This window comes from Streptosporangium sp. NBC_01810, from assembly GCF_035917355.1.
Taxonomy (GTDB): domain Bacteria; phylum Actinomycetota; class Actinomycetes; order Streptosporangiales; family Streptosporangiaceae; genus Streptosporangium.
Window position 1 is genome coordinate 7,268,019 of sequence record NZ_CP109070.1, and the last position, 19,784, is coordinate 7,287,802.

Below are 19,784 nucleotides of genomic sequence, written 5' to 3' on the forward strand. Positions count from 1 at the left end.
AGCCTGATGGTTGTTCGTGAATCAGTACTCCTGATGAATGCGGGGGTTCTTCAGCATGGGACAAGCGCTACAGTTCGGGATCCTGGGACCGCTGGACGTGCGGCGCGGCAATCAGTCACTCACCGTTAACGCAAAAAAGCAGAGGGTCATTCTCGCCACGCTTCTCCTGTCCGCGAACCGGATCGTTCTGGCGGACGAGCTCATGGAACGGCTCTGGCAGGACCGGTTTCCACGCGACGCGCGCGCGTCATTGCAGACCCACCTCGCACGGCTGCGCCGTACGCTGGGCGACGGTCACGAAGACACGAGGATGATCCACACCAGTCCCGGCGGCTATCTCATCAAGGTCGACACCGAACACCTCGACCTTCTGCGCTACCGAAGCCTGCTCGACCGGGCATCCCGGGCCGAGTCCGCCGGTGAGCCGGAGGAGGAGGCCCGGCTGCTGCATGAGGCGCTGGCACTGTGGCGGGGGCCCGCCCTGGCCGACATCGCCTCGGACTCTCTCCTCCGTGAGGAGGTGCCGCAGCTCACCGAGGAGTGGTTCAAGACTCTCCATCGGCGTTTCGACGTCGAACTCATGCTGGGCAACCACGCCGAGATCGTCGCGGACCTGCACAGGCTCATGCTCAGGCATCCGATGCGCGAGCGGTTGTGCGGCCAGCTCATGATCGCGCTGTTCCGCTGTGGCCGACAGGTCGAGGCACTGAAGGCGTACGCCTCGGTCGCCACCCTCCTGCGGAACGAGTACGGGCTTGATGTCGGGGACGAACTGACCCGCCTGCACCGCGCGGTGCTGACCGGGGATTCGGCCCTGGAGGCCGAGTCCAGCCGGCGCAAGGACATCAACAAGATGCCCGAGGGGCATCGGCCCTGGGCAACGCCCCGCCAGCTGCCGGTCGGGGTCGCCGACTTCGTGGGACGGGCCGATATCCTGGAGCGGATCGACACCTCTCTCAGAGAGGAGCAGCCCGACGGGATGACGATCGTCACCGTGACGGGACCGCCCGGCGTGGGCAAGAGCGCGATGGCCGTCCAGCTCGCGCACCGGGTGCGGGACCGCTTCCCCGGCGGTCAGTTGTTCGCGCGGCTGGGCAGGGGCGGCGAGCGGCGCGACCCCTCGGAGGTCCTGGCCGAACTGCTGGAGGCTACGGGGGTGAGCCGCCCCGTCATCCCGGCGGGCCAGGAACAGCGCGCGGCCATGTTCCGTTCCAGACTGGCCGACCGGCGCGTCCTGCTGCTCCTTGACGACGTGACCGACGTCGAGCAGGTACAGCCCCTCCTTCCCGGCATGCCGGGCTGCGCCGTGATCATCACCAGCCGGTACATGCTGTCCGCGCTTGCCGGGGCCGTCTCGACACACCTGGGCAACCTCACCGAGCCGGAATCGGTCGAGATGCTCGAGCGCCTGGTCGGGGAGAGACGGATCCGGCAGGAGGGAAAGGCGGCGGCGCGAATCACCACCGCCTGCGGTCACCTGCCGCTGGCGCTGCGGATCGTGGGGGCGAAGCTGAGCATGCAGCCGTTGGTGAGCCTCACATCGTTCGCGGACCGGCTGCGGGACCGGAACCGCCGTCTGGACGAGCTGAAGGTCGGCGGCCTCGACATGCGCCGTAGTCTGCGGCAGAGCTACATCGTGCTCGACCCGCCCGCTCGTGCCGCGTTCCGCCAGCTCGGTCTGGTGCCGGATGCCGAGGTCGCGCCCTGGGCGATGGCGGCGCTCACCGGCGGCGACGAGCGGCTGACGGACCAGCTCATCGAGGCCAACCTTCTGGAGCCGGTCGGGCTCAACGCGATGGACGATCCGACCTACCGCCTGCACCCTCTCTCGGCCCTCTACGCGACAGAACTCGCCGAGCAGGACCCCTCTTCCGTCACGGTGGCCCTGCGCCGCTACATCGACACACTGCTGGAGCTGGCCGCACGGGCCTCGCGGCAGCTACCCCACGCCGTCGGCCAGCTGCCGCTGGAACCCCTCTCCGGAGGCTGGCTTCTCCCGCACGACGCCGGCCGCGTGGAGGCCCAGCCGTGGAAGTGGCTCGTCACTGAGCGAGACCGGCTTCTCTCCGCGATCACGCATTGTTGCCGGTACCGTTGGCACGATCGGGCGGCACGGCTGGCCGAGATCGTCATCCCGCTCGCGAAACACCGTGACGATCTGGCGAAGCTGATCCAGGTGTCCATCATGGTGCGCAACGTCAGCTGGGCCAACGGCGACCAGCGGACCGGCTGGCGGGCCGAACACGGCCGCGCCATGCTCCTGTTCAGGCAGGGCAGGGTGGGGGAGGCGCGGAGGCTGCTCACCCAGTGCGTGAGCGCCTTCGAACGGCTTGAAGCCCTGCGGGAACTTCCCTTCAGCCTGGCCATGCTGGCCCACACCTGCGCGCTGCAGCAGGCGGCCGACGAGGCGCTGAAGCTCGCCGAACAGGCCCATGAGCTCGCCCGGTCATCCCCCGCCGCGCACGCCGAGATCCTCACGTCCGGGGTCATCGCCGACATCATGCTCGCCACGGAGCGCGAGGAGGAGGCGAGGAGCATCCTTGACAGGATGCTGGCGCGCGCTCGCGAACTCCGCGAGACCCGCTTCGAGGCGGTGACGTTGAACGCGCTCGGCCGTTGCCACCTCCAGGAGGGTGATCTACCGGCGGCGATCCTCCTGACCGAGGAGGCGCAGGCGCTCGCCGAGGTCGGCGACCGGTACGGCAGGGCGCGTCCCCTGGAGTTGATCAGCGCGGCCGAGCTGGCACGGGAGCGCCACGGGGAGGCGATGCGGTTCGCCGAGAACAGCCGGCGTGTCTTCGCCCGTCTCGGGGACGCTCGGGGAGAGGCCGAACTCGCCTGCCTGGAAGCGAGGATCCATCTCGCGGCCGGACGCCCCCGCGACGCCATCGCCCTGCTCGTGCCGAGCCTGAGCCGGCTCGATGAGCTGGGCGCCTACCGGGAGCAGGAGAACGGGGCGCGCGTCCTCGCCAGGGCGCACGCCGCACTCGGCGACCACCAGGCGTGGTGTCATGTCTCCGGCCAGGTCGACGGCCACAGCGGCGCTGCCTGATCACGGTTCCGGTATGTCTGGAGTATCCGTGCGCCCGGTTCTTCGCGAGGATCCACCCGTCCGCGAGAGCCGACCCGGCCGGCAGGACCACCGCGTCACCCGGCACGAAGAGCCCGATGAGGAGCGAGGTCTCCGCGCACATGAACAGGGCGACCGCCGCGGCGAGCAGTAGCGGGTGAAGTCCGTCCAGGAATTCGAGAATCTCGATGACAACCTCCTTCCGACAGGTGTCACGTTCTTCATTGTGGGTTGATTCCGGATGGTCAAATCCCTGACCGGTTATTTGTCAGGGGTGACTCAGGGATCCCCCGAGAAGAACTCGGGGGAGAACCCCGATGGTGTGATCCTCTCGGTTCCGCGAATTTGGAAGGGAGGCCTCGGAGAATGTCGTCTGTTTCCCGCATGAGTACTTGTCCGTATCGCGGAGGAAACGTGGCATTCGGCCGTTGGGGCCTCGACCCCGGTAATCCGCACCTGAGCGTGCCGGCGGCGTACTCGGACGGACCCCCGGGATGCCGATCGGGCGCGGTCCCGAACGATCCCCACCACAGAGGAGCAACGACATGGGCTGGCCGGACCTCCCCGCCGGAACACGCTCTCACGACCCCCTCTTTCCGCACATGGTGGACGAGCGCCGCTCGTTGCGGATACTCCTGGGCACCGACACCTATCCTCCCGACATGAACGGCACGGCGCGTTCCGTACAGCGGCTCGCCTCCGAACTGGTCATGCGCGGTCACGAGGTCCATGTCGTGTGCCAGTCCGACCACGGGCCGCCCCGGGTGGAGAGCGTGGACGGTGTGCGGATCCATCGGCTCCGGTCGGTGCCGGTGTTCGGGAGACCCATGGCGCGGGTCACGGCACCGGTCTGGTCGCGGGGAACCGTCGAGAGGGTGATCGGGCGGATCGCCCCCGACGTGGTCCACGTCCAGGGGCACCTCATCGTCGGGCGTACGGTGCTCGGGGCCGCACTCCGGAGCGGCATCCCGGTGGTCGCCACCGGGCACGTCGCACCGGATCGCCTGTTCCGCCGACGCGGGGTGCCCGCGCGGGTGCGGGCCGTGGCCGCGGACCTCGCGTGGCACGATCTCGCCCGGGTGTTCAACGGCGCCGACCACGTCACGGTGCCCACTGCGATCGCCGCCGACCTGTTCAGGGGCAGGGGTCTCACCCGCCCGGTCGAGCCGGTGGTCCACGGCGTGGATCCCAGTCGCTTCCGCCCCCGTGAGCGGGCCAAGGCATCGGTCCGCAGGGAGCTCGGCCTCCCCGAGCGCGCCACCGCGCTGTACGTCGGCCGGCTCGGTGCGGACAGGAGGCTGGAGGACCTGGTCCGCGCCCTGCCGTACGTCTGCCGTCGGACCGACGCGCAGGTCGTGCTGGCCGGTGCCGGACTCCAGCGGCCACGGCTGGAACGGCTGGCCGACGAGGTCGGGGTGGCCGATCGCCTGTGCTTTCTGAGCCCGGTGACGGAGAGGGACCTCCATCTCACCTATGCCTCGGCCGACGTCTTCGCCGTCCCGGGCGTGGCCGGGCTGCAGAGCGTCGCCACCCTTGAGGCGATGGCCAGTGGTCTTCCCGTCGTCGCCGCCGTCGCGGACGCGCTCGCCCACCTCGTGCGATCGGGCAGCACCGGTTACCTGTACAGGCCGGGGGACGTGGCCGCCCTCGCGCGTCATCTGACGTGTGTCCTGACCGATCCCTGCCGGAGAGCCACGATGGGCGGCGTCTGCCGCGCCATCGCGGTCACTCATGACCATCTCCGCTCGCTCGCCAGGTTCGAGGAGATCTACGCCTCCCTGGCCCAGGCGAGCCGACGGCGGCTCGCTGGAGAGCGGGCGGGGTGACCGGCCGGTGCCGTGGAGCACGGGCTCAGCGTGGCACGGGCTCGGCGGAGTACGGGCCCGGAGGTCAGGGGAGCTTGTCGGCGATCAGGACCCGGAACGCCAGGCCGGGAACGTCGTATCGCCGGCCGCCGGTGAAGCCCGCTGCGGCCAGCATGCGGTCGTAGGCGGGGATCGAGTGCACCTCACCCTCGAACGTCCAGGACAGCATGAGGATCGAGAACAGGTGCGGCGCCGGATCCTCGGCGGGGCTCTCATCTCCCAGGGTGAAGCCCACCAGCACGATCTTGCCGTCCGGCTTGACCACGGGGGCCAGCCTGCTGAGCAGTTCGCCGGCTCGTTCCTCGGAGAAGTGATGGAGGACGTTGGTGACGAGGACGACATCGTAGGGACCGCCGAGGGGCACCTCGAACATGTCGCCGGGCAGCCGGTGCAGCCGGTCTAGGACCCCCATCCGCTCCGCGTGCTGCTCGGTCAGCGGGAGAACGTTGGGCCAGTCGAGCGCCCAGACCCGCGCCTGCGGATTGTGTTGCGCCAGGGTCAGCCCGTACATCCCGTGGCCGCACGCCACGTCCAGTACGTCCAGCTTTTCCCGATCCTTGGCCCACGGCGCCAGTGCCTCCGCCGCGACCTCGGCCGTGGGGCGGGCCACCACCGTCGCGTAGGCCGCGAAGTCCTCCCAGTACCCGTATCCGGGAGTCTCGGCGTGCACCTCCATGACCGTCCCGCCGTGCCGCACGGCCTCGTCCAGCCTCTTGAGCGAGTCCCACTCCCAGTCACTGGCCATGATCCGGACCATGTCCCCGAGGTAGCCGGGGCTCTTGTTCACCAGGAACTCCTCCGCTCCGGCAGGCAGCTCGAACCGGCCCGCCCTCTCCTCCACGAGGCCCACCGCGGCGAGGGCGTTCAGCAGGATCCGCATGCCGCGTGGGTGACTGCCCAGACGGCCCGCAGCCGTCTCGGCGTCCACCGGTCCCTCCGCCAGGCAGTCGAACACGCCCATCGACACGCCCGTCCGCAGGAGGCTCGTCGTCTTGTACGCCTGCATCATGCCGAGTAGCGATTCGCGGCTGATCGTTTTCTTGTTCATGGTTGATGCCCCTCCCCGCCGAAACGGTGACAGTGGTCTCGCTGGTTTGCGTGCGTGGCCGGGCTACCGTCACAGAGCCGGCCTGGGGATCACTCCCACCCCGGCCTCCCACCGGTAGAACTCCCTGGCCATCGCGTCACGCGGCGAGCGCCAGGTCTGGGGGTCGTACGGTTCGACGAACCGCGTCAGGCTCTCGCTGAGACGCAGGAACTCGGGGTGCTGACGTATCTGACCCATCGTGTGCTGCGCGTTCTCCCGCACCTCCATGAGCTGGAAGTACAGGCCGTGGAATGAGAACAGGCTGCGACTGACGGCGCCACCGAGCTCGGGCAGTTCGGTGTGGTCCGATTCGGCGAACAGGTGGGCGACCTCCGTCTCCGCGGACGGCCGCATTCGTGCGACGACCAGGATTCGTTCCATTCGGGCTCTCCTTCGGGTAACGATCGGCGCATCGAGGATGATCTCTGCTGTAGTTTGCGCGCCCCCGCTCGTAGGCGACTAGAGGCCGGTTCAAGTGGTGGTATCCCGCGCGGTGCGCTCCGGCGAGGCCGAACAGGGATGACGTGGATCGCTTGGTGGTATCCCGCGCGGTGCGCTCCGGCGAGGCCGAACAGGGATGACGTGGATCGCTCCCGCCGGTGGTGGGCGACCAATCGGGGATTCACCGGGACCCGCGACCGTGCCCGCCGGCTCAACCGGTCTTCGACCCGGGCTCTAGCCCCGCATCGGAGCATTCTGAGAGTCGATCACCTCTGGAGAACCCATGACCGCGACTTTCGATGCCTCGAAGACACGGACCCAGCCTCGCTGGTTCACCACCCTGTTCCTGACCGACATGTGGGAGCGGTTCAGCTTCTTCGGCATGCAGGCCATCCTGATCCTGTTCGCCGTGGCTCCCGAGAGTCAGGGCGGGCTGGGCCTGCCGCAGCCCACCGCGGTCGCGCTGTACGGGGCCTACGTCGGGCTTCTCTTCGTGCTGTCCATGCCGGGAGGCTGGCTCGGCGACCGGGTTCTCGGCGAGCAGCGGGCGACGCTCTACGGGGGGATCGTCATCGCGCTCGGCCACTACATGATGCTCCTTCCAGCCCGGGTCACCGCCTATCTCGGGCTCGTGATGATCGCGGCCGGCACCGGGATGCTGAAGCCGAACATGCTCGCGTTGCTCGGCCGCTTCTACGGTCCCGACGAGAGAGGCAAGCGCGAGGCAGCCCTCGCCGTCTTCTACATCGGCATCCAGATCAGCGCGCTCCTGGCGCCACTGGTCACCGGATTCCTCGGTGAACGGGTGGACTGGCACATCGGTTTCGGCGCCGCCGGTCTCGGTATGACGTTCGGGGTCATCCAGTACGCCGTGGGCGTCAGGAAGTTCGGAGACACCGGCCGCCGGCCCGCGCACCCGGTGAGCACCGGCGAACTGCGCACCGTGACGAGGAGGATCGCCGTCGCCGCGGCGGTCCTCGCCGTGCTCCTCGCCGCCGACATCCTGGCGGGCACCTTCACGATCATTCACGTGATCGCGGCCTTGGGCCTCGTGACCCTGGTCTCGCCGTTCGTGTACTTCTCGACGTTGACCCGGCGGACCCGGCTCGGCCACGCCGAGCGCCGGCGGCTGTCCGCCTTCCGCTGGGTGCTGCTCGCCGCGGCGCTGTTCTGGATGTTCGTCATCCAGGCGGGTTCGACGCTCAGCCTGTTCGCCCAGCAGCGCACCTCGCGCACGGTGGGTGACTTCCTGATTCCGGCGAGCTGGTTCCAGTCGGCGATCCCCCTTTTCATCCTCGTCACCGCTCCGGTCTTCGCGTGGTTGTGGCTGCGCGGCGGCGGCCGTACCGGGGTGGCTGTCAAGATCAGCCTTGGGCACGGGATCGTGGGCGCCGGCTTCGTCGTGATGAGCCTGTCGACGGTGGTCGCGGCGGAGGGGGGCCAGGTATCCCCGCTGTGGCTGCTGTTCGTCCTGTTCACCCTGGCCTGCGGCGAGGTGATCCTCGGCCCGACGACACTCAGCGCGGCCGTGGACCTCGCCCCCGCGGCGTTCACCGGCCGGACGATGGCCCTCTACTGGATGTTCGCGGGAGTCGGTGGAGGGCTCGGCAGCCTGCTGGGGCGTCTGGCCGGAGGGGAACCGCGGCCCGTCTACTACCTCGGTCTCTCCCTGCTCGCCCTGGTCACCGCCGCGGGGTTCGCGCTCGCCCGCCGGCGACTGGCCGAGGCCATGGCGCCGTCCGTACCGGAGTCGGCACCGTCCCTCCCCAGTGGCTGATGTCGTTGAGAAGTCATCCCATTCACTATCAGAACAGGGCGAAAGAGAGGCGACAGCGCCACGTCAGAGGCATCCACTAGAAAGAGAAAACATGGGGTCGGTCATTGACTCAAGGAGCACATCCAACAGGAAAGTCCGTAGTCATCACCGAAGGGACACGGGTGGACATGCGCTTTCAGGTGCTGGGAACTCTGGAGATACAGGACGGTCCACAGCGGATCGCGCCAAGCGCGCCGAAACAACGGAGCGTGCTCGCACTGCTGCTCTCCTCCGCCAACGAGGTCACTCCGACGGAAGTGCTGATGGAGGAGCTCTGGGAGGGGCGCCCGCCGACGAGCGCGCAGACGACCCTGCAGACCTACGTCTACCAACTGCGAAAACTGCTCTCCCGCGGTGCCGTCACGGCGGATTCTCCGCGGCTCGTCACCAAGCACGGCGGCTATCTGCTCACCGTCGGGGATGGGGGCCTCGACGCCGTGGAGTTCGAGGGTTTCGTCGACGTCGCCGGTGAGAGCCTCAAGGCGGATGACGTCGAACGTGCGTCGTCGGCGGCCCGCCGGGCGCTCGATCTCTGGCATGGACAGGCGCTCGCCGATGTGGTCACCGGGCCACGCCTGGACATCTACCGGACCCGGCTGGAGGAGCTTCACGTCCACGCCGTCAAACTAAAGATCGAAACACAGATGAGGATGGGACAGCACCATGAGCTGATCGGCGAGCTCAAGGAGCTCGCCAGCGTCTACCCGCTCGACGAGTGGTTCCACCTCCAGCTCATGGAGGCGCTCTCGCGCGCCGGCCGCCGCCATGAGGCACTGGAGGTCTACCACCGCCTGCGGTATCTCCTCCGGGAGGAGCTCGGGCTGGAACCCGGCTTCGAGATGCAGGAGCTCCAGCAGGACGTACTGGCCGCCAACCACCCGAGGAGCGGGCGGCCGAGGCACAGCGTCGCCTGCGCGGCCGGCCGGCCTTAAGCCGGCCGCGGGGGGTCACCGCGGGGAACGGGGCCCTCACGACCGGAGAGAGACCATGTCGTCCACCCGCGACGTGTGGTGCCTCGCCTCGAGGAACAGCGTGTCGGCCAGTATCTCCCGCAGGAACCCGATCGTGGTGCACACCCCCCGCCCGGTGATGCGGAACTCGCTCAGCGCGCGTTCCATCCGGACGATCGCCTGATCACGGTCGGGTGCCCAGACGATGACCTTCGCCAGCAGGGAGTCGTAGTCGGCGCTCACCGAGACGCCGTTGGCTCCGTGGGTGTCGACCCGGGTGAACGGCCCGCCGGGCGGTACGAACTCCTCGATGCGTCCCGGCGTCGGCAGGAATCCACGAGTGGGATCCTCGGTGTTCACCCGGCACTCGATGGACACCCCGCGCGGGGCGATGTCCCCCTGGCCAAAGGAGAGAGGCCTGCCGGAGGCGATCAGGAGCTGCTCCCTGACCAGGTCGATGCCGGTGACCATCTCGGTCACCGGATGCTCCACCTGGATCCGGCAGTTGGCCTCGATGAAGAAGAAACCGCCCCCGGCGTCCACGAGGAACTCGAACGTGCCGGCACCCACGTAGCCCGCGGCGCGGGCACAGGCGACGGCGGCCTCTCCGATCCGCGCGGTGAGCTCCGCGGGGAGCCCGGGCGCCGGTGATTCCTCGATCAGCTTCTGCCTGCGCCGCTGGATGGAGCAGTCACGTTCCCCGAGGCTCACGATGTTGCCGTGGAGATCGGCCAGGATCTGGACCTCGACGTGCCGTGCGGTGTCGACGTACTTCTCGACGTAGACCCGCCCGTCGCCGAACACCGCCTGGGCACTCGCCCGGGTCTCGGTGAAGGCTCGCAAGAAGTCCAGCGGATCGCGGACCACCGCCATACCGCGTCCGCCGCCGCCCGCCGCGGCCTTGATGATGACGGGGTAGCCGATCTCGTCGGCGACGTCCTTGGCCGCCTGCGCGATGGAGAGCGTGCCGGCGCTCCCGGGGAGGACGGGCAGCCCGGCCCCGGTGGCGAGCTTTCGCGCCCGCGTCTTGTCCCCCAGGGAGGCGATGACCGGCGGCGGCGGTCCGACGAAGGTCAGCCCCTCCGCCTCGCACATCTCCGCGAAGTCCGCGTCCTCGGAGAGGAAGCCGTAACCCGGGTGGACTGCTTCCACCCCGGCGCCCAGCGCGGCCTCAAGGATCGCCGGTGGGTAGAGGTAGCTCCGCTTCGCCGCGGCCGGTCCGATCCGCACCAGCTGGTCGGCCAGCCGCAGCGCCGGCGAGTCGCGATCGGCCGTCGAGTAGACCATGACCGTTCGGATGCCCAGCTCACGGCAGGCGCGGGCGATCCGCAGCGCGATCTCGCCCCGGTTGGCGATGAGAAGCGACGAGATCACGGAGCCTTCGGATGAGCGCTCAGGCACGCTCATGGCGCGTCGAGGGGGGCGATGGCGAACAGCGGCTGGCCGTACTCGACCGGCACGCCGTCGGACGCCAGGATCTCGACGACGCGGCCGGGCCGGTCGGCCTCGATGGGATTCATCAGCTTCATGGCCTCCACGATCCCGATCTGCCGCCCCTTCTCCACCGTGTCGCCCACCCCGACGAAGGGCGGCGCCCCCGGCTCGGGGGCCCGGTAGAACGTCCCCACCGTCGGCGCGCAGACGTGGTGCGAGTCATCGGCCTCGGGCACGACCTCCGCCGACGGCACCCCGTGCGAAAGGGCCGCGGACGGTGCGCCCCCGGTGGCGGCGACGCTCTCCGGCCACTCCAGCTCGACGCTGGAATCGCCCAGCTGCAGGCGGACCCGCCGGAGCCCGGACCCGCCGGCCCGGCCGGCGCCGATGAGCTCGACGGCACACCGGCAGAGCTCGCCGATCAGCGCGTGTGAGGTTGCCTCGGTCGTCTCTTCCACGGCGCTTCCTTCACTCATCAGCGCTCCCCTCATCTATCGCGGTGCCGAGCCGAACTGGCGGAATCGCTGGCGTCGCTGCGCGACCAGCTTCCTCGGATCGTGAATGGCCAGCTCCTGAAACGCCTCGGTGACCACCGCGCCGAGCAGTCGCGCGCTCCTCACCGGGTCCGTGTGAGCACCCTCGCCGGGTTCGGGGATCACCCCGTCGACGATCCCGTGCCTGAGCAGCTCCCTGGCGTCCAGCCGCAGCGCGTCGGCCGCCCGGGGAGCCTCGGCCCGGCTCTTCCACAGGATGGACGCGCAGCCCTCGGGGCTGATCACCGAGTACACCGCGTTGGACAGGGCCAGCACGCGGTTGGCGACGCCGAGTGCCAGCGCCCCCCCGCTGCCGCCCTCGCCGGTGACGACGGCGACGACCGGAACGGGCAGCGCCGACATCAGGCGGAGGTTCTCCGCGATCACCCATGCCTGGCCGTTTTCCTCCGCCTCGATGCCCGGGTAGGCGCCAGGCGTGTCGATGAGTGTCAGCACGGGGTAGCCGAGCTTGGCGGCGAGCCGCATCAGCCGGGCCGCCTTGCGGTAGCCGGCGGGGGTCGGCATGCCGAAGTTGCGCTCGATTCGCTCGCGGGTGTCGTGCCCCTTCTGGTGACCGACGAGGACGATGGGCCTGCTGTCAAGCCGTCCGATCCCGCCGACGATGGCCGGGCAGTCACCGCCGACACGGTCCCCGTGCAGCTCGACGAACTCCTCCAGCAGGTAGCCGGCGTAGTCGAGAGTGGTGGGACGGTCCGTGTGCCGGGCGAGCCGGACCGCTGTCCAGCCGTCCCGTACCGGCAGCCGTTCCGGCTGGAAGATCAGCTCGGACGGCGGCTCCGGCCGGTTCACGGGGGTGAGGGTCGATCCGGGGTTCCGGAAGGCACAGAGTCTGGCGAGTGTCGAGCGCAGCGCGCTCCGGGGCTGGACGACGTCGATGAGCCCCTTCGCGCGCAGGAACTCCGCGGTCTGGAACCCTTCGGGGAGCTCCTGGCCGATGGTCTGCTTGATCACGCGGGGGCCGGCGAACCCGATGTGGGCGCCGGGTTCGGCGAGGATGACATCGGGCAGGGTCGCGAAGGACGCGGCCACCCCGCCGTAGGTCGGGTCGGTGACCACGGCCACCGTCAGGATCCCGGCCTCGTCCAGCTCGGCCAGGGCCTGGCCGGTCTTGGCCATCTGCATGAGCGACAGCGCGCCCTCCTGCATCCGGGCGCCTCCCGATGCCGTCACCAGCAGGAACGGCATGCGTTCGGCCAGTGCGGTCTCGGCCGCGGTGACGATGCGCTCTCCCACCCCGGACCCGAGGCTGCCGCCCATGAAGCGGAAGTCCATGACGGCCGCGATGGCCGGGTGTCCCTCGATCGTGCCGCGGACGCAGACGACGGCCTCGTCCAGTTCCGTTTTCAGGCGTGCCTCGCGCAGCCGGTCGGTGTATGGCCTGCTGTCCGCGAACCCGAGGGGGTCCTCCACGACCGGCGACGCCTCGATCGGCTCCGCGCAGCCCTCGTCGAAGAGCTGTTCGATCCGCTGCCACGCGCTGAGCCGGGTGTGCAGCCCGCAGCCGGGACACACGCCGAGCTCGCGCGCGAACCGCTTGCCGTACACGATCTCGGTGCACCGTGAGCAGCGAACCCACTCGATGCCCCTTACCGCCGCTGGAGAAGTCACGGTCATCGCGGGTCCTCCCTGCCATCCTTCACACCGGTCAACCACACGTCGGCGAAACCCGTCCTCGCGACGCTCTGCAACCCGGTCCACAGGTGCCGTCCTACCGCGTTCGCGACCCGCCACGCGGATGTCCGGGGCTCTGCCCTCGGATCAGAGCTCGTCCACGACTTCATAGACTCCGTAACCTCTCCCTCGTCCCTCGTCTCGATAGGGCCGGAGCGAGGACGTCTGCCCCTTGTGCCGCGTCCCCTCCTCCCAGACACGAAACTCCGCGAGGCTCGCCCACTCGCTGAGCACGGCGAACTCGCCCGGTTCGAGCGCCGAGCGGAGCAGCTGGCTGCTCCGCAGACCGGGGGTGCCGCGCATCGTCCCGTTGACCTCGCGGTAGGCCTCGACCACGGAGCCGGCCTCCTCGGCCGGGGTGGAGTAGTAGACGACGACCCGGACCTGGCCGCTCATCCGCCACTCTCCATCCGCTCGCGGCCGAGGTCGAACACCATGTTCAGGGTCGTCATGGTGCCGTGCGAGCGGTACGGGTGCAGCTTCTTGCGGTGCTCGACGTGCGCGTCGCTGCCCTCGAACTCGCGGAACCTGACCTCGTCCACCCAGTCGCTCATGATGTGGTAGACGCCCTCCTCCTCGGCGCTCCGCAGCAGCCACTGCCCGACGTTCGCGGGGTTGTCGCCGACCACGTCCGCGACGGAGTACCAGACCTTCTCGAAGTCCCGCTCCATGCCGGGGAAGATCTGCATGCGCAGCATCACCCGGAAGACCGTCGTCTCCGCCATGTCAGATCCCTCCGTCGACGTGAACGGTCTCGCCGGTCATGTACCGGGAGCGGTCGCTGGACAGGAACAGCACCACGTCGGCGACCTCCTCGGGCTCACCGAGCCGGCCGAGGGCGGTCATGGTGCGGTAGCGCCGCGCGTGCTCGGGGCTGAGGTCGTCCACGGCGTGGGTGTTGATGATTCCGGGCGCGACCACGTTGATCCGGATGCCGCGCGGGCCGAGTTCCTTGGACAGGGATCGCGCGAGGCCGAGTTCGCCCGCCTTCGACGCGGTGTAGTGGGTGCGCAGCGGCACGCCGACCATCGCCGCCTTGGAGCCGATCGCGATCACCGATCCGCCCTCGGACATCAGGGGCAGCGCCCCGCGCACCACGAGGTACATGCCGGTGAGGTTGGTGTCGAGTATCCGGTGCCACTCGTCGAGTTCGAGCTCGGCGAAGGGCACGTGGCTGATGGCGCCCGCGTTGTGCACGACGACGTCCAGCGAGCCCAGCCTGGTACGGCACTCGCCGATCAGACCGTTCACCTCCTCCTGCCGGCTCACGTCGGCCTGTACGACACTGTGCTTGCCCGGGGTGGACGCCAGGTCGTGCTCCAGTCGCTCGGCCGCCTCCTTGTCGGCGCGGTAGCAGGTGACGACGTTGCATCCCTCCTCGGCGAGACCGAGCACCACCGATCGCCCGATTCCCCTGCTTCCGCCGGTGACCAGGACGTTCTTTCCAGACAGTCGGAAACTCATGAACTCTCTCTCCTCTGTTGTCACGCGATTTCGCTGTCGCGCGATCGGCGGCCGTTCACGGCAGGGTGGCGGCCGCCGCCGTGTTCAGGACGAGGGCGAGCACCGCCACCGCGGTGCGCGTGCCGTTCCACCGCGCCCATCGGTTCCGGAAGGCGTCCAGGTCCCAGCCGGCGGGCAGCGACCCCGGGTCCTGCGCCTTGATCCAGCGGTTCATCGGGACGGTGCGGGTCAGCGAGATGGCCACCACCGAGATGGCCGCCAGGCCGGCCGCCGCGCACAGCACGCGCACCGTCGTGGTGGGCGCCGTGATCGCCTTCGCGGTGTCGGCCGCGAAGGTGATCAGCAGGCAGGCCGGCTGGAAGGGGTCGTACCTGCCGACGGCGAAGGCGTGCGCCCTGACGTAGCTGTCGGCGGCGAGTGTCATGTAGAACGGGACGACCCCCAGCACCGTGCCCACCAGCACGCCGGCCGCGAGGCCGTTGGCCAGGAGTGCCAGCGGCAGCAGCAGGTCCGTCATACCGCCTCGGCTCGCCGCGCCGCCTGCTCGACCCGCTCCTTGATCAGCTCCATCTGCACCGGCGTGTTGGTGTCGATCCGCCTGGTCATCTGCTCCAGGCTCACCGGCGACTCCGGCTTCATGCGGAAGTCCTGGATCCAGCGCATCTCCACGCCGTCGGGCACCTCCCGGTACTCCCAGCGGATGTTCATGTACTCGAACCAGCCGGTCTCGACCCGGTACGCCCGCACGGTGCGCGTCACCGGATCCGCCGTCCGCTCCGACACCCAGGACCAGGCGTTGCCGTCCTCGTCGGGATGCATCGTCAAACGGAAGCGGACCGTGTCGCCCTCGCGATGGATGATCTCGGCTCTGGCGTACTCGCTGAAGAGGTTCGGCCACGACGCGACGTCGTTGGTCATCTTCCACACCAGATCCGATGGAGCGGAGATCACGATCGCTCGTTCGGTGTGTCCTGCCATGATCAGTTCACCCCGGCCTTCCGGTTGACGTGGTCGAGCACCTCGCGGGGGGTCTTCAGGCCCGCGGCCACTTCGTCGGGGACGGTCACACCCCAGTCCCGCTCGATACGACTGGCCAGCTCCAGCACGGCCAGCGAGTCGTAGTTCATGTTCGTGAACGTGGTATCGACGATGTCGCCCTCGATGTCGATGTCCTCGTCCACCCCCGCGCTGAGCCGCATGAGCTCCCGCAGATCGTCGAGGTCGAAGTCCTTCATCGCTGCTCCTGTCGTTGTCCGTACGGTTGGTCGCTCACGAGGGCGCCCGGTTGGTCGCTCACGAGGGCGCCCGCAGCACGAGTGCGGCGTTGAACCCTCCGTAGCCACGGGCGAGGACCATCGCGGTGCGTATCTCGACGACCCGAGGCTCGTTCGTGACCAGGTCGATCGCGTAGTCCGGCACCGGATTCGCGACGCCGACCGTCATCGGGATGATCGAGTCGCGGATGGAGAGCAGGGCGGTGACGGTGTCGAGGGCGGGCCCTCCGGCGTACAGCCGCCCGGTTATCGTCTTGGGCGCCGTGACCGGTACCGCCCGATCTCCGAACACGGCCGCGATCGCCTCCGCCTCGGCCCGGTCGAGCTCGGGGACGCCGGCCGCGTCGGCGAAGACCACGTCCACGTCGCGCGGCTCCAGGTCCGCGTCGATGAGCGCGTTCTCGATGGCCCGGCGCAGGGTCGGCGGGCGCTCGCTCCCGGGGGCCGGGTCGAACGTGGCGGCGTGTCCGGCGATCACGCCGTACACCTTCTCCGCACCGCGTTCCCGGGCGCTCTCCGCGTCCTCCAGCAGGATGATCGCACCCCCCTCTCCAGGCACGTAGCCGTTGGCGTCGGTATCGAAGGGCAGGTAGGCCCGTCGCGGATCGGTCCGCGTGCTGAGCCGCCCGCCGGCGATCTGGCAGGTCAGCCCGTACGGGCTGAACGGAGCGTCGGTGCCGCCGCTCACGACCAGGCGGGCGCCGTCCCGCAGGACCCGGCGGGCCTGGGCGAGCGACTCCAGGGCGCCGGCCTGCTCCGCGACCACGACCCCGCAGGGACCACGCATGCCGTGCCGGATGGAGATCTGACCGGTGGTCGCAGCGTAGAACCAGGCGATCGACTGGTAGGCGCCGACGTGGCGGGGGCCCTTGTGCCACAGTTCCTGGATCTCGCGCTGGCCGAACTCCACCCCGCCGGAGGAACTCGCCGTGACCACGCCCATCTCGTACTCGGGCAGGTCCGCGGGGTTCACGCCGGCGTCGGACAGGGCCATGTCGGTCGCCACCAGCGCCATGTGCGTCCAGTGGTCGGTCTGCGGGATCAGGCGGCCGGGGACGTTCCCCGCCGCGGTGAAGTCCTCGATCTCGCCGGCAAGACTCACCGGGTAGGAGGAGGCGTCGAATTTGGTGATCCTGCCGACCCTCCTCCTTCCCCGGAGCGTGGTGGACCAGTGCTCCTCCACGCCGAGACCGGTGGGGGCCACGACACCGATCCCCGTCACCACCGGGGCGGCGCCTCTCATGCCACCTGCCTTCCGGGGGCGGTGAGTACGGTCGCCGTCTGGAATCCGCCGAAACCGCTGCCTACGCTGAGCACCACGTCGATCGGCCGCTCCCGCGCGGTGTGCGGGACGTAGTCGAGGTCGCACTCCGGGTCGGGGGCGTTGAGGTTGGCCGTGGGAGGCACCACCCCGTGCTCGATCGCCAGCGCGCAGGCCGCCACCTCGATGGCTCCGATGGCACCGAGCGAGTGCCCGATCATGGACTTGATGGAGCTGACCGGCGTCCGGTAGGCGTGGTCGCCCAGGCTGCGCTTGAAAGCGGCTGTTTCGTGGCGGTCGTTCTGCTTCGTCCCGGAGCCGTGCGCGTTGATGTAGTCCACGTCGTCCGGGTCCACCCGGGCACTGTCCAGGGCCACCCGGATGGACTCGGCCATCTCGCGCCCGTCCGGCTTCAACCCGGTCATGTGGTAGGCGTTGCCGCGGGTGGCGTAGCCCGCCACCTCGCAGTAGACATGGGCCTCGCGCCGCCGGGCGTGCTCCAGGCTCTCCAGGACGAACACGGCCGAGCCCTCGCCCAGCACGAAGCCGTTGCGGTCCCGGTCGAAGGGGCGCGAGGCGTGTGCCGGATCGTCGTTTCTGGGGGAGGTCGCCTTGATCGCGTCGAAGCAGGCCACCGTGATCGGCGAGATCGGGGCATCCGTGGCGCCGGCCAGCACGACGTCGGCCGTTCCCTCCGCGATCAACCGCGCGCCGTACCCGACGGCGTCGAGTCCGGAGGTGCATCCCGTCGAGATGAGCGTGACCTGGCCCTCGGCGCCGCATGTCCACGCGACCTCGGCGGCCAGCGAGCTCGGCACCAGATGTCCGTACAGGTGCGGTACCCCGTAGGACGGATCGACCTGCCACTGCCGGCCGGCGTCGCTCACGATGACGTACTCCTCTTCGAGGCTCATCGTGCATCCGACCGCGCTGCCCAGCGTCACACCGACGCGGGACGGTTCCAGCCCGGCCAGGTCGAGACCGCTGTCCTCGATCGCCTCCCGCGCGGAGACGACGGCGAACTGCGCGGCCCGGTCCATCCGCCGCACCTCGCGCGCGGTGAGTCCCTCCGCGACCGGGTCGAAGTCGCACTCGGCCGCGATGCGCGACCTGAACCCCTCGGCGTCGAACAGCGAGACGGTCCTGGTCGCGGTACGGCCCGCGGTCAGCAACTCCCAGAAGGCCTTACGGCCCGTCCCGCCCGGCGCCACGACCCCGATGCCGGTGACGGCCACCTGCCGGCGTCTCATCTGCATTCCCCCACGCCGAGGGAGGGCTCCGAGGCGTTGGGCAGCGGCTCGGTGTCGACGTGGCCGAGCTCCGGCCGCGGCGCCAGCGGGCCGAGCTGGAACACCGCGAGGGCCTGCTCGCTTCCGTCGTTCTCGACCCGATGCCGGACGTTGACGGGAATCATGAGCGCCTCACCCGCACTCAGCGTGACCGGCGTCCCGTCCACCCGCACGGTCAGCTCACCGCGTACGAGATAGAGGAACTCCTCGGAGTACGGGTGGTAGTGCTCGGACACGAACTCGCCGGGCTCCAGGGTCAACACCCCCATGAATCCCGAAGTCGATCCCACCGTGGCGGGGCCGAGCAGAACGCGAATGTCACCCCCACGCCGACGATTCGCGGCAATCTCGTCGACACTTATTTTAGATCGGGATATCGCCATTCAAGGTCCCCTCTCCAGGCGTATGTCTCCGCTGGGCGCCATCATCATCGCCGCACCTGCTCGAAGCATCCTCGAATCACGCTCAAAGCCAGGCTCAATGGATGACACGCGACGTTCCCCAGCAATATTCGAGGCCGCCTCAAGTCGAGGACGCGATACTTCGTTCGGTGACCGAGAGGAGGAGCGACATACGTGATCGCCCAAATTCTCACCGCCGCCGTGCTGGTCAGTAGCGGGATCGCCGCCGGTGTGCTGTTCACCCACGCGGTCGGCGTCTGGCCGGCGATGCAGGCGATGGCGCCCGATCGCTACGTGGCGGCGCACAAACTCCTGGGCCGCGCCTATGACCCGATGATGCCTATCATCGTCGGCACGTCGCTGGTTCTGGACGTCAGCCTCTCCATTCTTTCCGGAAACGACACGGCCAGAACTCTTTTCATAGCCTCGGCCGTCTGCCTGGCCTGCGTGGGACTGGTCTCGCAAACCCGTAACGTCCCCATCAACCGGCGAGTGAAGTCACTCGATCCCGATGCGATTCCGGCGAACTGGGAAGACCCGAGAGGAGCCTGGGGGAAATGGAACCTGATACGGACGACATTCGCCGTTCTCGCTCTGGTGGGAAACGCCGCGGCAGCCGTTTCGGCCATCTGAGCGATCGAACAAGAAAGGAAGGAGGATGGCCGTGACCGGCACCGCGCGGGGCGTCGTGCTCCCGCCCGCCCGCGATCTCGCCCAGCGCAAGGCCGACGTGGTGGAGAAACTGACGACCGACAGGCACGCCTGGCTCGCGACCGGCGGCGCCTCCACCGCGCACCTGGTTCCGCTCGGGTGCGTGTGGGACGGGACCCACCTGGTGATGGCCACCCAGGAGCGGCACCGGACCGTCCGCAACCTGCGCGAGCACGGTTTCTCGCGGGCCGCGCTCGGCAGTCCCGCCGACGTGGTGCTCATCGACGGCCCGGTGGAGATCGTGCCCTATCCGGAGCTGCCCGCGGACGCTCCCGCCATTCTCGCCGAGCTGCCGGTGAACCCCTCCCGGGTGCCCGGCTGCGTCTACCTCTTTCTCACCCCGCGGCGCGTTCTCGCCTGGCGGCACCGCGGTGAGATTCCCGGCCGGACGGTGATGAAGGACGGCCGCTGGCTTGCCTGACTCGAACGGCACTGAACGGCTCACCCGCTCCGAACGGCGCCAACCTGCTCACCCGACCTGACCGGCCCCAGAACG

Annotated in this window: 20 protein-coding genes; 6 read left to right on the forward strand and 14 right to left on the reverse strand. The window is 69.3% G+C overall.

Annotated features, from left to right (window positions below; translation table 11 throughout):
* The first annotated feature begins 55 nt into the window (after positions 1-55).
* Positions 56-3,052: an AfsR/SARP family transcriptional regulator gene (locus OIE13_RS32890; protein WP_326645695.1), complete on the forward strand. Its 2,997-nt coding sequence runs from the start codon at positions 56-58 to the stop codon at positions 3,050-3,052.
* A gap of 563 nt (positions 3,053-3,615) precedes the next feature.
* The gene (locus OIE13_RS32895; RefSeq protein ID WP_326645694.1) at positions 3,616-4,896 is read left to right on the forward strand and encodes a glycosyltransferase; all 1,281 of its coding nucleotides are present in this window, start codon (positions 3,616-3,618) and stop codon (positions 4,894-4,896) included.
* Between the two features lie 64 nt (positions 4,897-4,960).
* On the opposite strand, the gene OIE13_RS32900 is transcribed toward OIE13_RS32895, so the two are convergent.
* A complete protein-coding gene (locus OIE13_RS32900; protein WP_326645692.1) occupies positions 4,961-5,983 on the reverse strand; it encodes a class I SAM-dependent methyltransferase in 1,023 nt (340 codons plus the stop codon).
* A gap of 69 nt (positions 5,984-6,052) precedes the next feature.
* Positions 6,053-6,403: a TcmI family type II polyketide cyclase gene (locus tag OIE13_RS32905; RefSeq protein ID WP_326645691.1), complete on the reverse strand. Its 351-nt coding sequence runs from the start codon at positions 6,401-6,403 to the stop codon at positions 6,053-6,055.
* 343 nt (positions 6,404-6,746) lie between these two features.
* Here OIE13_RS32905 and OIE13_RS32910 point away from each other — a divergent pair, with 343 nt between their 5' ends.
* Both OIE13_RS32910 and OIE13_RS32915 read left to right on the forward strand, forming a co-directional pair.
* The gene (locus OIE13_RS32910) at positions 6,747-8,240 is read left to right on the forward strand and encodes a peptide MFS transporter (protein ID WP_326645689.1); all 1,494 of its coding nucleotides are present in this window, start codon (positions 6,747-6,749) and stop codon (positions 8,238-8,240) included.
* Between the two features lie 167 nt (positions 8,241-8,407).
* Positions 8,408-9,211, forward strand: coding sequence for an AfsR/SARP family transcriptional regulator (locus OIE13_RS32915; RefSeq protein ID WP_326646923.1), 804 nt, complete (start codon positions 8,408-8,410; stop codon positions 9,209-9,211).
* Between the two features lie 36 nt (positions 9,212-9,247).
* Here OIE13_RS32915 and OIE13_RS32920 read toward each other — a convergent pair whose 3' ends face one another.
* From OIE13_RS32920 to OIE13_RS32975, 12 genes are all read right to left on the reverse strand, one after another.
* Positions 9,248-10,603 carry an acetyl-CoA carboxylase biotin carboxylase subunit gene (locus OIE13_RS32920; protein ID WP_326645687.1) on the reverse strand — a complete coding sequence of 452 codons (1,356 nt, stop codon included), beginning with the start codon at positions 10,601-10,603 and terminating at the stop codon, positions 9,248-9,250.
* A gap of 29 nt (positions 10,604-10,632) precedes the next feature.
* Positions 10,633-11,139 (reverse strand): acetyl-CoA carboxylase biotin carboxyl carrier protein, encoded by a 507-nt coding sequence (gene accB / locus OIE13_RS32925; protein ID WP_326645685.1) that lies wholly within the window; start codon positions 11,137-11,139, stop codon positions 10,633-10,635.
* 15 nt (positions 11,140-11,154) lie between these two features.
* A complete protein-coding gene (locus OIE13_RS32930) occupies positions 11,155-12,831 on the reverse strand; it encodes an acetyl-CoA carboxylase carboxyltransferase subunit alpha (RefSeq protein WP_326829190.1) in 1,677 nt (558 codons plus the stop codon).
* A 144-nt stretch (positions 12,832-12,975) separates the two neighbouring features.
* Complete coding sequence (locus OIE13_RS32935; RefSeq protein WP_326645682.1) at positions 12,976-13,284, reverse strand: antibiotic biosynthesis monooxygenase family protein; 309 nt, start codon at positions 13,282-13,284, stop codon at positions 12,976-12,978.
* The gene (locus OIE13_RS32940) at positions 13,281-13,613 is read right to left on the reverse strand and encodes an antibiotic biosynthesis monooxygenase family protein (RefSeq protein WP_326645680.1); all 333 of its coding nucleotides are present in this window, start codon (positions 13,611-13,613) and stop codon (positions 13,281-13,283) included. Before OIE13_RS32940 ends, OIE13_RS32935 begins: the two co-directional genes overlap by 4 nt.
* Position 13,614: 1 nt before the next feature.
* On the reverse strand, positions 13,615-14,352 hold the full coding sequence (locus tag OIE13_RS32945) for an SDR family NAD(P)-dependent oxidoreductase (RefSeq protein ID WP_326645678.1): 738 nt from the start codon (positions 14,350-14,352) through the stop codon (positions 13,615-13,617).
* Positions 14,353-14,407: 55 nt separating this feature from the next.
* Positions 14,408-14,869: a DUF1772 domain-containing protein gene (locus tag OIE13_RS32950; protein ID WP_326645676.1), complete on the reverse strand. Its 462-nt coding sequence runs from the start codon at positions 14,867-14,869 to the stop codon at positions 14,408-14,410.
* A complete protein-coding gene (locus OIE13_RS32955; protein WP_326829191.1) occupies positions 14,866-15,330 on the reverse strand; it encodes an SRPBCC family protein in 465 nt (154 codons plus the stop codon). The genes OIE13_RS32950 and OIE13_RS32955 overlap by 4 nt, the downstream gene beginning before the upstream one ends.
* Before the next feature lie 2 nt (positions 15,331-15,332).
* The gene (locus OIE13_RS32960; RefSeq protein ID WP_326645672.1) at positions 15,333-15,587 is read right to left on the reverse strand and encodes an acyl carrier protein; all 255 of its coding nucleotides are present in this window, start codon (positions 15,585-15,587) and stop codon (positions 15,333-15,335) included.
* Between the two features lie 58 nt (positions 15,588-15,645).
* Positions 15,646-16,869 carry a ketosynthase chain-length factor gene (locus OIE13_RS32965; RefSeq protein ID WP_326645670.1) on the reverse strand — a complete coding sequence of 408 codons (1,224 nt, stop codon included), beginning with the start codon at positions 16,867-16,869 and terminating at the stop codon, positions 15,646-15,648.
* Positions 16,866-18,137, reverse strand: coding sequence for a beta-ketoacyl-[acyl-carrier-protein] synthase family protein (locus tag OIE13_RS32970; protein WP_326645668.1), 1,272 nt, complete (start codon positions 18,135-18,137; stop codon positions 16,866-16,868). The genes OIE13_RS32965 and OIE13_RS32970 overlap by 4 nt, the downstream gene beginning before the upstream one ends.
* The gene (locus tag OIE13_RS32975; RefSeq protein ID WP_326645666.1) at positions 18,134-18,445 is read right to left on the reverse strand and encodes a cupin domain-containing protein; all 312 of its coding nucleotides are present in this window, start codon (positions 18,443-18,445) and stop codon (positions 18,134-18,136) included. The genes OIE13_RS32970 and OIE13_RS32975 overlap by 4 nt, the downstream gene beginning before the upstream one ends.
* Positions 18,446-18,751: 306 nt before the next feature.
* On the opposite strand from OIE13_RS32975, the gene OIE13_RS32980 reads away from it, so the two are divergent.
* Both OIE13_RS32980 and OIE13_RS32985 read left to right on the forward strand, forming a co-directional pair.
* On the forward strand, positions 18,752-19,210 hold the full coding sequence (locus tag OIE13_RS32980) for a DUF1772 domain-containing protein (RefSeq protein WP_326645664.1): 459 nt from the start codon (positions 18,752-18,754) through the stop codon (positions 19,208-19,210).
* A 31-nt stretch (positions 19,211-19,241) separates the two neighbouring features.
* On the forward strand, positions 19,242-19,709 hold the full coding sequence (locus OIE13_RS32985; RefSeq protein ID WP_326645662.1) for a pyridoxamine 5'-phosphate oxidase family protein: 468 nt from the start codon (positions 19,242-19,244) through the stop codon (positions 19,707-19,709).
* Positions 19,710-19,784: the final 75 nt, after the last annotated feature.